Here is a 16,502-nt window from a genome sequence, read left to right as displayed (position 1 = left end):
GGAGTTAGCATGAATCACCTGAATACACCCAACCAAAGCAGCCACGCCGCCATGGCGCTGGCGTTGTTTGCCGCTCTGCTCTTCGGCTTGAACGCGCCACTGTCAAAATTGCTTCTTCCCATTATCACCCCATTGTACATGGTTGCGTTCCTGTACCTTGGCGCCGGCATCGGCATGCTTCTGCTGTATGTCCTCTCAAACAAAGATAAAACAGAGGCGGCGCTGTCGCGCCATGACCTGCCCTGGGTCGTCACCATGGTCGTCCTGGATGTCATCGCCCCCTTTCTCCTTATGCTGGGCCTCACACTGACGACGGCGGCGAACGCCGCCCTCCTCTTCAACTTTGAAATGGTCGCCACCGCTGTGATTGCATTGGTGTTTTTTCACGAAGCCGTTGGCAAACGCATGTGGCTGTCACTGGGAATCATCACCCTGGCAAGCATCTTCGTATGCGTTGATTTTGCCGACGCTGCTACCTGGCAAATATCCCCCGGCTCATTACTCGTGCTTGCCGCCTGCGCCTGTTGGGGCCTGGAGAACAATTGTACGCGAAACCTCTCCGCAAAATCACCGATGGAAATTGTTATCGTTAAGGGCTTGGGATCGGGAACCACGGCATTGGCCATCGCCTTGCTCTCCACAACGCCCTTCCCGCAATCGGCATTGGCGATCGTCGCGACCGCCCTGCTCGGCTTCATCGCCTACGGTCTGAGCATTTTCTTCTACGTCAAGGCACAACGCCACCTCGGAGCGGCGCGAACCAGCGCATACTACGCGGCTGCGCCCTTCATGGGCGTGCTGCTGTCCCTGCTGATCCTCAAGGACGTTCCCTCATGGACCTTTGCCGCGGCCGCCGCCATCATGCTCTGCGGCGTCTGGCTCGCAATCCAGGAAAACCACGCCCATCACCATAGGCACCAACCACTAACCCATGACCATGCTCACGCCCATGAAGACCAGCATCACCTTCACCGCCACAACCCGCCTGTCACCGCCTCGCATAGCCATGAACACACCCACGAAACTTGCAACCACGAACATCAGCATACCCCCGATATCCACCACCGACACCACCATTGAGCCCGCACAGATAAGTTTATCCGGTTTATATCCCCTATTCGTAACAAATATACCGGAAAATGGGGGGAAACAGGATACACCAGAAAACAAAAAAAGACCTACGATTTTAGTCGTAAGTCTTTGCTAATCAATGGTACCCGAGGCGGGATTCGAACCCGCAAACGCTTGCGCGTGACAGATTTTAAGTCTGTTGTGTATGCCATTCCACCACTCGGGCGCATAAAGCGGAGGCGTAATGTATTCCAGCCACAGAGCGAAAACAACTCTTTTAGCCAAAAAGAGGAGATTTCGCGGTAATCGCTCAGTGATTGATACTGACTACCAGTATTATCACTCTCAGGCGCGGTGTGACCCGGCATGCCACGCGCCAGCGCGAGGCATGCCGGGCATCCGTTATCAATCACTCCTATGAAACACGCTGCCGCAAAGGTCGGCGGAAATCAAGGTCGGATGGCTGGGCGGCGACTGGCCGTGGGTTTCCTGCAAATTGTCCCAGCGAAGCGCCGGGGTGTACACTCCTATGAAACCGATGCTCTTCATTTAACGGTATCCATGGCACTTGTTCAACCAAGCAACCTTTTCTCGTCGTGCATTTCCGCCGCGAAGCGGCAGCAGCGCTGAAAGCGCGCCCTAAGATAGCCCAGGGCGGCGCGCGCCTTCGGCGCCGCTTGCCCTGGGCTATCTTAGGGCGCACCTTCGGTGCTCAAAACCTCGGCGAATGATCTTGTGCATGGTTACCAATCAACTCATGGCCGGCGATTGTCGCATGCTATGTGAGGAGCATTGCTCCTATGAAGTCCGCTGCTTGGTTAGCCACCCATGGGTAATGGCTGGGCGGCGACTGGCCGTGGGTTTCCTGCAAATTGTCCCAGCGAAGCGCCGGGGTGTACACTGACCGATTACTCCGCGATAATGCCAGTTGACCTTGCAAATGCCCTGTTCCGGTTCACATTGTTATGTTTACCCCTTACGAGCACAACTCTTGCCGAGGCAAAGGGCGTCTTTCCATGCCAGAGACCTTCTACTGCGATTTTGAACCGGCCAGCCGCGAAGCGCTGCCAGTGCCATATCTTAGCGCGCCGTCGGCAGCGCCCATCGCGTTGCGGCCTGGTCGGCAACTCTTGGTGGACGACGCGCTCATTGAGTTCAGCAGCTGCGTCCGCCGTTGGCACCAGGCGCAGCCCTACGCCGGCAATCCCGTCCTCCAGCCCGAGACACCACACGAGCTCGGCAACGGCGAATGCCCCGTGGCCGCACCCTTCAACGACGGCGTCTGGTACGACCCGCAGGACGGCCTCTACAAGCTCTTCTACCACGCCGGCTGGTTCCACGGCACCGCCTTGGCCACCAGTCACGACGGCATTCACTGGCAACGACCCGATTTCGGCATCGTCGGCCACTCCAATCTGCTGCTGCCCATACGCGACAGCTACGAACGCGATGGCGCTCTGGTGTGGCTGGATCAACACGCCAATACCCCCGACGAACGCTGGAAGATGTTCATCTACAACCGCCACCGCCAAGGCGCTGGCGCCGAGCTGCTGGCCTCGCCCGATGGCATACACTGGCATTACCGCTGTCCCAGTGGGCCCTGCGGCGATAATTCCAGCTTCTTCTACGATCCCTTCCAGCAGCGCTGGATCTTCAGCATCCGCGTGGGGTTCCCCGGCACCGGCCGCGCCCGCGCCTACCTCGCCCGCGAAAACTTTTTTGCGCCCCCATGGCACGAAGCCCGCATGGCCAAAGGCGCCGTTGGCGACGACCTGACGCCCATCGCCTGGGCCCGCAGCGACCAGCACGACCGCTGCGAAGAAGCCACGCAATTCCAGCCTCAGCTCTACGACCTCAACGCCACCCCCTACGAAAGCGTCATGCTTGGGCTCTTCGCGATCTTCCACGGCCCCGAAAACAACCACTGCGAAATCCTCGGCTGCCCCAAGCGCATTGATCTCCATCCCGCTTTCAGCCGCGACGGCTTCCACTGGTCCCGCTGCGACAACCGCCAGCCCCTGCTCGCCTGCTCGCGGCAGCGCGGCAGCTGGGACCGCGGCTATCTCCACGCCGCCGGTGGCGGCTGCCTGGTCTACAAAGACAAAATACGCTTCTACTACGGCGCCTGGAGCGGCCAGTCAACACTGGGCCCCGGCCAAAAGGGCCACAGCAGCCGCGGCGCCTTCGCCATGTACGCCGGCGCCGCCACCGGCTTCGCCGAACTGCGCCGCGATGGCTTCGCCTCCATGCACACGGACAGCGAAGCGCTCATCCACACCCGCTGCCTCGCGCCCGGCGCCAGGCCCTACCTCTTCATCAATGCCGCCGCCGAGGCACTGCGTGTCGAAGTCCTCGACGAAAACAACCGCGTCGTCCCCGGCTACGCCATTGCTGACGCCCTGCCCTTCCGCGGCGACAGCTGCGCGGCGCCCATCCGCTGGCACGAGCACCAGACCATGCCGGCGCTCCCCCACTGCAAACTGCGCATCACCATCGATTCCGGCGACATCTATTCATTCTGGTTCAGCGAACACCCGGACGGCCGCAGTGGCGGCTACCTGGCCGCCGGCAGCCCGGACTACGGCAGCGACCGCGATTGCTAACATCCCGCCACCCGTCGTTCTTCCACCCCCAGAAAAGCGAGGCCCCACATGACACATCGACGCCTTCTCACCGCTGCGTTGCTGCTCTGTTCCACGATGGGCGCCTTTGCCGAAATCATCAAGCCCGTGCTGAGCACCGCATCCCACGCAGCGATGGACATCAGCGCCCTGCCATGGCAGCCGTGGGAAGTGGGTTTCAGCAGCGGCCCAGAGGGTGTTATCGTCTGCGACAATGGTGACGACCAGCAGCTCCGCCGCGGCGCCGGCAAGGCCGTGGAACTCAAGCAAAGCACGCCAACGCCCATCGTCGTCAAGGCCAAAAGCCGCGCCAGCAAGATCAGCGGCTCCCCTGACAGCAATTACTCCCTCTATCTGGACATCGTCTACGACGACGGCACCCCCCTATGGGGCCGCCAAACGCCGTTCCAGACCGGCACCCACGACTGGGAGGAACAGCAGGTGCTCGTCGTGCCGGACAAGCCGATCAAAAGCGTCCAATGCTGGCTGCTCATGCGCGCTCACAGCGGCAAGGCCGAATTCAAAGACCTCGAAATCTACCAGCTGGCCGTGCCCGATGGCAGCGCGGTCTTTGATGGCGTGCCCGTCGGCAGCACCACGAGCTACCATGGCTTCATCCTCCGCGATGTCGCCGCCAATTCCGACTTTCTGTCCTTCAGCGACGGCCAGGCCCACGGCGTACGCATCAGCACCAAAAGCTCCACGCGCCACGGCGCCCAATGCGTCGAAGCGGAAATCAGCGACGACAGCGGTAAAGACCGCATCCTCCAGCTGGTCTACACCCTGCCTCTCCCCGCTGCCGCCTGGCAGTGGCTGACCATGTCACGGCCAACCAACGCGCAAAACGCGCCCGACCAGCCCGCGCCGCAGCAGGAATACCTCAATACGGTCAATTTCCCCTGTGGCAGCAGCGGCCGTCTCTCGCTCTATCCTCTGGCAGCCGTCAGCGCCGGCGCTACCGGCCGCGCCATCGCCATGGATCTCTTCACACCAGCCTTTGGCCGTTGCGCCTACAACAGCCGCAGCAACGAACTCTACGTCGCTTGGGACATCGCTCTGACCCCGGAAAAAAACAGCGCCACCGTCAAGCTCTTCTCCTTCGACTTTGCGCCTACCTGGGGCTTCCGTTCCGCAGTTGACGCACTCTATCGCATTTTTCCCGAAGCTTTTACTGCCCGCAGCAAACGCCATGGACTGTGGATGCCCTTCGCCAAAATCAGCGAGGTACAGGGCTGGGAAGACTTTGGCTTCGCCATTAAAGAAGGCGACAACGAATGCGCGTGGGACGACCAGCACAACATCCTCACCTTCCGCTATACCGAACCCATGACCTGGTGGCTGCGCATGCCCGACGACATGCCCCGCGATCTGCCCAGCGCCAACGCCGAAATCGAACGCCTGGCCGCCGGGGGAGATCGCCGGGCCAAGTCCTTCGCCAGTAGCGTGTTCCACAACCAGTACGGCGAAGCACCGGCGCGCTGGCTTGACACGCCCTGGTGCAAAGGCGCCGTCTGGAGCATGGCGTCCATGCCCGGCATCAAAAGTCCCGACAGCCATTTCCGCATCGCCTGGAATCCCGAACTGCGCCAGCGCCTCTACGGCCCCGAGCGCAAGGCCGATCTCGATGGCGAGTACATCGACTCCAGCGAAGGCTATGTCACCGACGTCATGAATTACCGCCGTGAGCACTTCTCAGCCGCCTCGACGCCATTGACTTTCTCGCAGATCGGCCAACGTCCCGTCATCTTCCGCGGCCTCATCGCTTGGGAATACGCCCGCGCTATCGCCGACGACGTGCACGGCATGGACAAGCTCATGATGGCCAACAGCACGCCACACAACCTCTGGTGGCTGACGCCGCTCTTGGACGTCCTTGGCACGGAAAGCAACTGGAATCCCAAAAACAACTGGCGCCCGCCTGCCGATAGCACCATGCTCTTCCGCCGCGCCATGTGCGGGCCCAAGCCCTTCTGTTTCCTCCAGAACACCAACTTCGACGATTTTGACGGGAAGAAGGTCGAAAAGTACATGCGCCGCTGCGTGTTCTACGGTATGTACCCGGGCTTTTTCAGCGCGGACGCTTGTACCAAGCACTACTTCCGCAATCCCGACCTGTACAATCGCGACCGCGAACTTTTTCGCAAGTACGTGCCGCTGTGCAAACGTGCCGGTGAAGCGGGCTGGCAGCCCGTCACCAACGCCCGCAGCGACAACGCCGCCCTGTGGCTGGAGCGTTTCGGCACCAACATCATCACGGTCTTCAATCCTGGCGAACAGCGCCAGGAAGGCCGCCTCAGCACCAGCATCAGCGCCACCAGCGCTTACGACCACGTCCACCAGCAGGAACTGCCCGTGCAGCCCGGTGCCACCGGCGGCACGACCTTCAGCGTCGCCCTCGACCCCGAGGATGTCGCCCTCATTGAACTACGCCCCTGAGCAACGCGTTGCCAGCCCATGGAGAAGCCCCCATGAATTCCTTTCCCGCACTAATCAACTCCTACAGCGACACCCACGTGGCCATGGGTGACGACGCCTGGCCGGCCTTCCACCAGCTTCTGGCACGAGACAAGCCCCGCGTCATCGCCGTCTTCACTGGCAAACACTCGGCCGATGTGTCCGGCGCCTGGCAGGACTTGTGCAGCCACTGCCGCAACTCGCGCGTACAGCGTTTTTCCGCCATCAACCCCGAGCCCGATCTGGAATGCGTCCGCCACATGCGCGTCTTTCTGCAGCAGCAGAAGCCCGACTGGGTCATCGCCATCGGCGGCGGCAGCGTCATGGACGCCGCCAAAGCCGCCTACCTATCCTACCAGACCAGGCAGCCCACGCGGGTGTTCTTCGGCGCCAACCGCTTCAGCGCCAGCAACGCCGGCAAGCGCCTCAAGACGGTTATCTGCTTCCCTACGACCTCCGGCACGGGCTCGGAAGTCACGCCCTACGCTAATATCGTCGACACTGAAGCCGGCGTGAAAAAACTCATCTCCGACCCGGTCATCATCCCCGATTACGCCTTTTGCGTGCCGGCCTACACCAAGAGCATGCCCGAGAACGTGGTGCGCGCCACGGGCTGCGATGCCCTGGCCCATCTCTTGGAGGGCTTCCTCAATGTCGGCGCCGACAACAACGATCGCTACGCCAACCGCCGGGCCATTGCCGGCATCAAGTTGGTCAGCGACGCCCTGCCCAAGGCCTTGCGCCGCCGTGGCGGCTTCGGCAAGATGGCAGTGGCCGCGACCCTGGGCGGCATGGTCATCCGCCACAAATCCACGGGCCTACCGCACCTGTGCAGCTTCTCTTGGTACGGCCGTATTGACCACGGCCTGGCAGCAATCATGCTGTTGCCGCATTGCTGGGAATACTATCTTGGCAACCCCACCGTCGCCGAACGCACCATGCTCCTGCGGGACATCTTCCCCGGCGACACGCCCATGGCGGTCATCTCGTCATTCCGGGAGTTTCTCACCGCCTGCGGCGTCCCCCAGGCCCTGCGGGATATCCCGGGCATCACCCCGGCTCTCCTGGATCAGACCGCCCGCAGCGCCGGCGAAAACCGCATGAAGCTCGAACTGGCACCGCGCCCCGTCAGTCCCGACGACAGCTACGCCGTGCTCATGGACATCCTCACCCGAGCATACTGAAAGACACGACGCGAAACGGCGCTCACGCATCCCACCTGCCCCATCACCCCGCCTGCAGGTTGGCGCGGCGCAGCCAGGCGCCGCTGCGATAGCGCAGATAGAAGCAGCTGATGCGGCAGACCCAATCCAAAATCATGGCGATCCACACGCCGATGGCGCCCCAGCCCAGATTGTAGCCCAGCACATAGCTGAAGCCGACCCGCAGAATCAGCATCGACAGCACGGATGACAGCATGGTGTAGGTGACGTCGTTCGCTGCCCGCAGCGCGTTGGGAAAAACAAACGACGCCGGCCACATGAACAGCGAAAAGATGTTGTGGATCAGCACCAGGATGAGCGCCAAACGCATGGTCTCCGGCGACAATGCGTAGAGTTTGAGCACCAGCGGCACCGCCGCCAGTACCACCAGCCCCCACAGTACATGCACCACGTAGGCCATGCGCATCATCTTGCGCACATAAAAGTACAGTTGCTCGCGATTGCCATTGCCCACGCATTGACCAACAACCGTGATCATGGCCAGACAAAAGCCGCCACCCGTGATGCAGCTCATGTAACCCAGGTTACCGGCCACCGCCACCGCCGCTATCTGCACCGTGCCGAACAACGATATCACACTGAGCACCAAGATCCGCCCAAGCTGAAAAAAGCTGTTCTCAATGCCGTTGGGAATGCCGATGTACAGGATCTTGCGAATCGTCGGCCAGTGCGGCCGAAAGCCGTCCCGCCAGGACAGATACAGCGCATGCCGGCGATTGCTGAGCAAAAACAGCAACAGCAGCATCGCCACCACTCGCGACAGCGCCGTCGCCCACGCCGCGCCGGCAACGCCCATCTGGAAGACATATATCAGCAGCGCGTTGCCGCAGACATTCACGACATTGCACAGCAACGACCCAAACATGGACACTTTCGAATTGCCCATCGCCCGGAATATCGCCGCGCAGGCATTGAACAGCGCTATCGCCGGAAAAGCCAGCGACGTGATGCGGAAATAAGTCTGGGACGCACTCATCACCTCGGCATCAATGCTGCCGAAAAGCAGCCGGATGAGCTGCCGATTAAAGACCTGCGCCAACAACAGTAGCAGCAAGGACGTTGCCAGCGTCACCAGCAGCAGCTGCTTGGTACTCCCCTGCGCATCCCGCACCCTCTTTGCCCCCAAAAACTGCGAGGCCACCACCGCGCCGCCCGTCGACAGAGCTGAAAAGATATTGATGATCAGGATGTTAAAAAGGTCGACCAGCGACACGCCTGATACCGCCGCTTCCCCCAGCGACGATATCATCATGGTGTCAATCATGCCCACCATGCAGCTGAGAAACTGCTCAATGATCAGCGGTATAATCAGACGCGAAAGATCGAGATTGGAGAAAATGCGTTGCGGCTCTTGCGGACTCATGCGCTGGACTTGCCTTATGGCAAAAAGGCATGGCCATCCTCACAGACGGCCATGTCGTAGGATGGTATGATGACTGACAGCAGCGCCAGATGAGTGGCTCCTTGGGACGGCAGCACAAAGATCAGTAACGCCGCACCCATTGTCAAAACCATACTGTATTGCGCCGGCCGTCGAATACACCCGCAACACCCCATTTCTTCGGCAGCAAAGCATTGGCATGGTCCACCGCAGCAAGCTATGGTAGGACTTTCGTTCACCCACAAAACGCTGCTGGCCAAGCATGCCGCAAGCCGCTCGCCAAGACAATCACCATCAGCCCGCCAGGAGATAACCCGCCATGCGCTACCACGCCCTATTCTCTCTTGCCGCCATCGGCGCCAGTATGCTTGGTGCCCAGCCCATCCATTGCCCCGGCCAATACCGCGGCCATCTCCAGGGCATCGCTACCGACGGCCAACACATCTACTGGAGCTTCACGGCCAATATCGTCACCACCGACCTGTCCGGTAATCTCCTTGCCAACATGCCCGTGCGCAGCCACCACGGCGATCTCTGCTACCACGACGGCAAACTCTACGTCGCGGTCAATTTCGGCCGCTTCAATACCGAAGCTGGTGCCGATAGCCACGTTTACGTCTACCAAGCCGACAACCTCGCGCTTCTTGCCAAACACCCCGTCCCCGAACTCGTCCACGGCGCCGGCGGCATGGACTGCCGCGATGGCCGCTTTTACGTCATTGGCGGCCTGCCCAAAGATCACCAGCAAAATTACGTCTATGAATACGACAACGCCTTCACCTTCATCAAGCGCCATGTGATCGAAAGCGGCCAGACCCTGATGGGCATCCAGACCGCCTGCTTCGCCCACGGCTCGTGGTGGTTCGGTTGCTACGGCAAACCCGCACTGCTGCAATGCGACTCCGACTTCAAACTCCTCGCCAAACACAGCTTCAACACGGCCGTCGGTCTCGCCGTCCTACCCGATGGCAGCCTCATCGCTGGCCGCACCCCAAAACACGACGACCCCGAGAAAGAAGGCCGCTTCCTCTACACCGGGCACGTCCTCCCCGCCGTCCTCGACCCCGCACAAGGCATCCGCGCCGTCACACCACCACCAAAACAGTGATCAGACCGCGATAATCGACGATCCGTCCGATCCGTCCGATCCGTCCGATCCGTCCGCGACAAAAGCCAGTTGATCAGGCCGATGCTCCTTGGGTAACGTTTCCAGAGTGCTTTGGGCTCCTGGAACCGCGGCATCATTTTCTGTCCATATACTCGCGGCATTTCATCGCCGCAAAGCGGCAGAAGCGCTGAAGGCGCGAAACATACCAGCCCAGGGCAAGCCGCGCTGAAGGCGCGCGCAGCCGTGGGTAAGACGGCAACTATGTTCGTGTTCCTCGGCCCATTCGGCCTCAGTCGGCGAAGCTGACTGAAGCCGAATGGGCAATGGAACCCCATGGTATGTCTTCCTTGTTTCCTATCCACCCGCCCCGTCCGCGACCCTGCCTGGCCAGGCTCGCTCCAGTATGGGCAGAATGGACTATCGCAGTCGGGTTTTACCCCATCGGCTATGGGTGGATTACCCCGTGGCACATACTCCCTCTGAAACCTAAGGTAAGGATACGACTAATCGAATTCACAAAGAGAAGAAGCGACTTGGGCATATACCCTCGGCTCATACTGCTCTGGAAATGACCAACCGAACCGGGAGAAACCAGAATATGCGTTGCCGACAAGCCCAAGCCCTTCAAGACAAGCTAGCAAAATGCTCGACACCTGCACACGCCTCACCAGGAGCAGCCACCATGACATCGTACTCGAAACGAAGCGTCAAGAGCATCGTCATCACACTGGCACTTTTACTGCCTGGTCTAGTCTTGTCTGCGGCAGGCCCCGCTCCAGTCGACCTGGGCGCGGCAGCACATTTTGTGATCCTCGGGGCCTCCGAAATCACCGTGGCTGCCGGGAGCAGCATCGTGACGGGAGATGTGGGGCTAAGTCCCGCTGGCGGGGCTTTTATCGGCGTGACCGATGCGCAGGTAAACGGGATAATCTACAAAACCGATGCCGGTGGTCCACTGGGAGCGGGCGTAGTGGTGGACCCGATATTGTTAGGCGTGGCCAAGGATGCCCTTGACACGGCGTACTATGACGCCCAGAACCGGCTTCTGCCAACAGCCATTGACCCCGGCGCCGGTGAACTCGGCTCGGCTAACCTCAGCCCGGGCCTCTACAAATTCACGACGACGGCGTACATATCGACGGGAAACCTCACCCTCACCGGCACAGGTGACCCCAACGATGTCTGGATTTTTCAGATAGGAACCGGGCTGACCGTGGGCGATAGCGGAATTCAAGTCATCTTGGCTAATGGCGCTCAAGCACGAAACGTCTTCTGGCAAGTCGGCTCTTCAGCGACGATTGGCGCAGCAGCTGTGTTCAAGGGAACCATATTGGCCGATCAGTCCATTACCTTGAATGCGACCAGCGTACTGGAAGGCAGAGCGTTAGCGCGAATCGGCCAAGTAACATTCAACGGCACCAGCAGCATCCTGCCGCCACCAAACCACGCCCCGGATGGTGCAGATCATACGGTGACCATGGACGAAGACACGGCGTACGGCTTTGTGGTGAGTGACTTCGGATTCACAGATTTGAACGATGAACCGACTCCGAATACCCTTCTGGCCATCAAGATTACCACAGTACCCCTTGCTGGCAGCCTGAAACTGGGCTTTGCGATGGTGAACGCAGGCACGTTTGTGGCAGTCGCGGACATCCCCTTCCTGACCTTCAATCCGGTAGCCAATGCCAACGGCGTTGCTTACGCGAGCTTCACCTTTCAGGTACAGGACGACGGCGGTTCCTTGAACGGCGGGGTTGACCTTGACCAAACGCCGAACACCATGACAATCAATGTCACGGCCGTCAACGACGCGCCGGTAGCGCTGAACAACGCGTATTTGCTTTCCGAAGGCGGCACACTGAGCCCCGCCGCGCCAGGCGTCTTGGACAATGACACGGATAGAGACAGCGCCATTCTTACTGCAGTACTGGTCAGCGACCCGGTAAACGGCACCTTGACACTGAATGCGGACGGATCCTTCACTTACATCCACGACGGCGGCGAAACCAGCGCCGACGGCTTTACCTACATGGCCTCCGACGGGGCGCTCAACTCAAATATCGCCACGGTCGCCCTCACGATCACGGCCGTCAACGACGCGCCAATAGCGCTCAATGACGCCTACGCGGCAACCCAGGGCGGCACGCTGAGCCCGGCTACGCCCGGCGTCCTGGGCAATGACACCGACGCCGAAGGCAGCGCCCTCTCCGCAGTATTGGTGTCCGGCCCCCAACATGGCGCCCTCACCTTCCACGCCGATGGCTCCTTCACCTATACGCACGACAACAGTCTCACCACTGCCGATAGCTTCACTTACCTGGCCAACGACGGCGCCCTCGACTCGAATGTGGCAACAGTAGATCTAAGTGTAACGCTAACCGTCATCCCAGTCTACGCACTAACCATCGTCGGTGGAACGGGCAGTGGCGATTACATTGCCGGGATAATTATCCCAGTCATCGCCACCGTGCCAGCTGGGAAAGTGTTCGACAGCTGGGCGGGCGACATTGACATCCTTGTTGACCCGACGGCGCCCGCGACCATCGCAACCATGCCCGCCGTTGCCGCCACAATCACCGCCGTGTTTGTGAACGCGCCGCCAGCGACCTACACGCTGACCGTAGTCAATGGCACGGGCAGTGGCGCCTACGAAGAAGGACAAGTCGTCCCGGCCATCGCCACGGTTCCAGCCGGAAAAGTGTTTGACAGTTGGGCAGGCGACATCGGCATCTTAGCCGACCCGACGGCGCCCGCAACCATCGCGACCATGCCTGCCGTTGCCGCCACGATTACCGCCGTGTTTGTGGATGCGCCGCCAGCGACTTACACGCTGACGGTGGTCAACGGCACGGGCAGTGGCGCCTACGAAGAAGGAGAAGTCGTCCCGGTCATCGCCACGGTTCCAGCCGGAAAAGTGTTCGACAGCTGGGCAGGCGACATTGACATCCTTGTTGACCCGACGGCGCCCTCGACCATCGCCACCATGCCCGCCGATGCCGCGACAATCACCGCCGTGTTTGTGAACGCACCGCCAGCGACTTACACGCTGACGGTGGTCAACGGCACGGGCAGTGGCGCCTACGAAGAAGGACAAGTCGTCCCGATCATCGCTACCGTGCCGATCGGGAAAGTGTTCGACAGCTGGGCGGGAGATACTGCCTACATCGCCGACCCCACGGCGCCCGCGACCATCGCGACAATGCCGGCCTTCCCCATCACCGTGTCGGCGTTATTTGTGGACGTGCCTCCCGACACCTACACATTGACCGTGATCAACGGTACCGGCGGCGGCGCCTATGAAGCCGGGACGGCAGTCCAAATCATCGCCACGGTTCCGACTGGAAAAGTATTTGACAGTTGGGCTGGGAACACCTCGCATCTGGCCGACCCAACCGAGGGCACCACCATCGCGACAATGCCGGCCTTCGCCATCACCGTGTCGGCATTATTTGTGGACGCCCCGCCAGCAACCTACACGCTGACCGTGGTCAACGGCACCGGCGGCGGTGCGTACACTGCCGGGACGATCGTTAGCATTAACGCCAACATCCCGCCTGGTCGCGGTTTCGCCAGCTGGGCAGGCAGCATCGCCCATGTTGCGGAGACAACATCGGCATCCACCAAAGTTACCATGCCTGCTTTTGCAATCACAGTCGCAGCAGTGTTCCTAGCCGAGCCGCCATGGTATCCACGCATACCTTGGGCGCCGGTGGCAGACTTCGAGTGGTATAATTTCGGTTCTTCCGGAAATTTTGTGGGTAGATTTTTCGACGTTTTGTGCTTAGAATCACGACAACGCCTTGTCACATGGGGCAAAAAAGCCATCTAATCGTACGCATAAAATAGTGTAACTAGTTGATATTCAACGATCAATTAATGTTCAAATTATGATGCCCGCCCAGCTTTCCATGTCAATTTGTATGGAAGGCAGTCGGGGTAATCTTCCGCTTCGGTGTTTCTTGTTATTGCAAGAATGCCTTCACTTTTGTTGCACCCGATCATTTTTGTGTTTCATTACCTCATGGCCACGCAATGCCCAGTCAATCACCTGACCTCGTCATTCACATTGAGCCATGGGAGTCCGCCATGAACTTGGAATCGTTTTATCAACGCGTGATTAATCCGCCATCGCCCTGGACTGTCTCCAAGGTCGAAATTTCCGACGACAGTACCCGTGTTGACGTCTGGCTGATCCATCAGGAGCATTATCGCTTTTCGTGTCATGCCTGTCGCACCCCATCACCTACTTACGACCATGCTCCGGAAAGAACCTGGCAACATCTGGACACCTGCGAGTGCAAGACCTACCTTCATGCCCGTATTCCCCGAGTTCAATGCCCCAAGCATGGGATCGTCAACAGCGACTTTCCTCTGGCTGATTCACAGATCTCAATTACATACAAGATGGAAAGCAAGTGCATCAAGACCATGCAGGCCTCCAATTTGACCGATGCGTCCGGACTAACGAGGGTGTCTTGGGACAGGTTGGAAAGTATCCGCGATCGGGCCGTCAAGCGAGGGCTTGAGCGACGTGGCGATACGACGCCGGTCATCATGGGACTTGACGAGAAGCAGGTGTTTTCCAGACATCGCTATTTCACCATTATCACTGACATTGGCAATGGGAGCGTGTTTGACGTGGTGGACAAGCGGCGCATTGATGACATCAGCCCCTGGTTTGAAAAACGCAAGGAAAGTTTGCAAAACGTCCAGATCGCGGCCATGGACATGAGTGCGGGGTATGAGCGTATCGCGTCAAACTTCATGCCCAATGCCGAACTGTGTTTTGATCATTTCCATGTGATGCAGGTCGTCCAAAAGGCAGTGGACAGCACACGAAAGCAAGAACAGGCCACGATGAGCGATGAGGACAAGAAAAGCATGTTCGGAGCGCGCCATGATTTTCTGTATGGCAGGGAGAATCTTCCTGACAAAAACAAGGCCAGGTTCGAAAAAGTTAGACAGATTGCCAAGAAAACGGCGCGGGCATGGGCAATCAAGGAAAACCTTCGCGACATGTGGACAACTTGCCCCGACAAAGAAGAGACACCGAAGTATTTCAAACACTGGTACTGGTGGGCGACGCATTCACAAATTCCGGACATGGCAAAAGCCGCCCATACGCTGAAAAACCACTTCTGTGGCATAGTGGCTGCAATCGAACATGGGGTCAGCAATGCCCTGACCGAGGGGCTGAACAGCAAAATTGAGGCTGTCAAAAGAAGTGCTTGTGGTTTCAAAAACAAGGAATCTTTACGCAATGCAATTCTGTTTCATTGCGGGAAACTTAACCTGCTGCCAGAGGCCGCCAACTAGCACCCGCACTCAGATTTGCAACCCACGGAATTGCCTGAAGCACCATAATTTTCCAGATATGGGATGCCGCACCAGGTACAATCGGTGCCGACATTATCCTAGAGACCAACGTCCTGCGCTCGGAATTGAGCCCCGCACGGGAGTATCTGCTGATGACCCACTACGGACTCCTGCCTGGTACCTATTTTTGGCGCTACCGCACCTGGCATCCGAATACTGACACCTACGGCAACACCTGGCTGCCGGCAGCTGGTGCGCGCCCACTGACGGTCGACTACCGGAATCCACCCGTCAATGACACCCAGTATCCAGTCGTCCCGAGCGCTTTGAGCTGCACGCCCAATCCGGGCGCCCCCGGCAATTTCAGCCTCAGCTTCTATGCCGCTAATGCCCAAGGCTATGATGTGGAAATCAAGGGCACCTTGCCAAAGAACAACCAGGTGTTGCACAATGCCTACTTCATGCCCGGTGCCGACAAGGTGGTTCCCTTTAATGTGCCGACAACGCGGCCGATCACCCTGGTTGGTCCCGACACCTGTACGTGGCGGGTACGCGGATTCAATCCCTACGGCGATTCCGAATGGAGTTCCGGCCCCGCCATTGTCGTGACTACGGGGACGGCAATCCCGGCCGCCGGTGTGCCAGACTACAAGCACATGCGACCGACGGATGGCTGGTGGGTGGCCACTGCGGCCAGCGGCACGGCGCCACTGGCCTTTGAGTGGGACCCAGTCCCGGGCGCAACCGGCTACATGATGTATCTTTCTTCAGCTGCTGGCGTGCCGATTCTGAACTACGTGGACATCGGCAATGTGACCTGGGTCGACTCCATCAACGGCGTGCGCATCGAGCTGCCGGTAGGAACCTACCTGTGGTGCTTGGTCGCCTACAACGGGGCTAGTCCGCGCGAGTATGGCGGCTGGAACCATTCGCCGCGAACGCCGGATCACGAGTCGCCTATTTACTTCCAGGTGATTGCGGACTTGACTGCGCCAACGATCAGCATGGCTGAAAAAGTCAAAGGCGCCGATCCCGACACGGTCAAGATCACCTGGGTCGGAATTGCGCCAAAGTCTGTCGATGTGCTCCTGTTCTATCCCGGCGCCCCCGACTGGCTGGAGTCCCGCAATCGGCCAGTGACCGTCACCGGCGATTTGACCGGCACGGTGCCACTGGGGATCGCTTGGGGACCGGGAACGAGTTACATTTTGCTGACGGGTAAAACCGCAACCGGACTGGCCGGTCCCAGAAGCCGTATGTTTGTAATTCCTTAGGACAATGACTCCCCCCTGGCAAAAGCCAAGGGGGGAGCTGTCCACGACTGG

11 protein-coding genes and 1 tRNA gene are annotated in these 16,502 nt (G+C 59.5%); 8 read left to right on the top strand and 4 right to left on the bottom strand.

Going from position 1 to position 16,502, the window contains the following annotated elements:
- Positions 1-9 precede the first annotated feature (9 nt).
- The gene (locus J3R75_RS15925) at positions 10-1,080 is read left to right on the top strand and encodes a DMT family transporter (RefSeq protein ID WP_307263585.1); all 1,071 of its coding nucleotides are present in this window, start codon (positions 10-12) and stop codon (positions 1,078-1,080) included.
- A gap of 131 nt (positions 1,081-1,211) precedes the next feature.
- Here J3R75_RS15925 and J3R75_RS15920 read toward each other — a convergent pair.
- The 3 genes from J3R75_RS15920 to J3R75_RS15910 form a co-directional block, all read right to left on the bottom strand.
- Positions 1,212-1,297: transfer RNA gene (locus tag J3R75_RS15920), tRNA-Leu, on the bottom strand.
- 179 nt (positions 1,298-1,476) lie between these two features.
- Complete coding sequence (locus tag J3R75_RS15915; RefSeq protein WP_307263582.1) at positions 1,477-1,620, bottom strand: hypothetical protein; 144 nt, start codon at positions 1,618-1,620, stop codon at positions 1,477-1,479.
- A gap of 229 nt (positions 1,621-1,849) precedes the next feature.
- Positions 1,850-1,972, bottom strand: a complete 123-nt coding sequence (locus tag J3R75_RS15910) for a hypothetical protein (RefSeq protein ID WP_307263579.1) — start codon at positions 1,970-1,972, stop codon at positions 1,850-1,852.
- A 115-nt stretch (positions 1,973-2,087) separates the two neighbouring features.
- Here J3R75_RS15910 and J3R75_RS15905 point away from each other — a divergent pair, with 115 nt between their 5' ends.
- The 3 genes from J3R75_RS15905 to J3R75_RS15895 are packed head-to-tail and all read left to right on the top strand — an operon-like array spanning position 2,088 to position 7,330.
- Positions 2,088-3,674: a glycoside hydrolase family 32 protein gene (locus tag J3R75_RS15905; protein WP_307263577.1), complete on the top strand. Its 1,587-nt coding sequence runs from the start codon at positions 2,088-2,090 to the stop codon at positions 3,672-3,674.
- A 48-nt stretch (positions 3,675-3,722) separates the two neighbouring features.
- A complete protein-coding gene (locus J3R75_RS15900; RefSeq protein ID WP_307263574.1) occupies positions 3,723-6,128 on the top strand; it encodes a hypothetical protein in 2,406 nt (801 codons plus the stop codon).
- Positions 6,129-6,160: 32 nt separating this feature from the next.
- Complete coding sequence (locus J3R75_RS15895) at positions 6,161-7,330, top strand: iron-containing alcohol dehydrogenase family protein (protein ID WP_307263571.1); 1,170 nt, start codon at positions 6,161-6,163, stop codon at positions 7,328-7,330.
- A 43-nt stretch (positions 7,331-7,373) separates the two neighbouring features.
- On the opposite strand, the gene J3R75_RS15890 is transcribed toward J3R75_RS15895, so the two are convergent.
- Positions 7,374-8,732: an MATE family efflux transporter gene (locus J3R75_RS15890; protein ID WP_307263569.1), complete on the bottom strand. Its 1,359-nt coding sequence runs from the start codon at positions 8,730-8,732 to the stop codon at positions 7,374-7,376.
- A 337-nt stretch (positions 8,733-9,069) separates the two neighbouring features.
- Between J3R75_RS15890 and J3R75_RS15885 the strand changes: the two genes are divergently transcribed.
- The 4 genes from J3R75_RS15885 (at position 9,070) to J3R75_RS15870 (ending at position 16,451) form a co-directional block, all read left to right on the top strand.
- Entirely contained in the window at positions 9,070-9,858 is a 789-nt protein-coding gene (locus tag J3R75_RS15885; protein ID WP_307263567.1) for a Kelch repeat-containing protein, read from the top strand.
- Positions 9,859-10,540: 682 nt separating this feature from the next.
- Positions 10,541-13,690, top strand: a complete 3,150-nt coding sequence (locus J3R75_RS15880; protein ID WP_307263565.1) for an InlB B-repeat-containing protein — start codon at positions 10,541-10,543, stop codon at positions 13,688-13,690.
- Positions 13,691-13,893: 203 nt separating this feature from the next.
- Positions 13,894-15,177 carry an ISL3 family transposase gene (locus J3R75_RS15875; RefSeq protein WP_307263561.1) on the top strand — a complete coding sequence of 428 codons (1,284 nt, stop codon included), beginning with the start codon at positions 13,894-13,896 and terminating at the stop codon, positions 15,175-15,177.
- Between the two features lie 152 nt (positions 15,178-15,329).
- A complete protein-coding gene (locus J3R75_RS15870; RefSeq protein WP_307263558.1) occupies positions 15,330-16,451 on the top strand; it encodes a hypothetical protein in 1,122 nt (373 codons plus the stop codon).
- Positions 16,452-16,502: the final 51 nt, after the last annotated feature.

It is taken from the genome of Oligosphaera ethanolica, from assembly GCF_030814695.1.
In the GTDB taxonomy this organism is placed as follows: Bacteria; Verrucomicrobiota; Lentisphaeria; order Oligosphaerales; family Oligosphaeraceae; genus Oligosphaera; species Oligosphaera ethanolica.
This window is presented reverse-complemented; position numbering and strand designations above follow the sequence as displayed.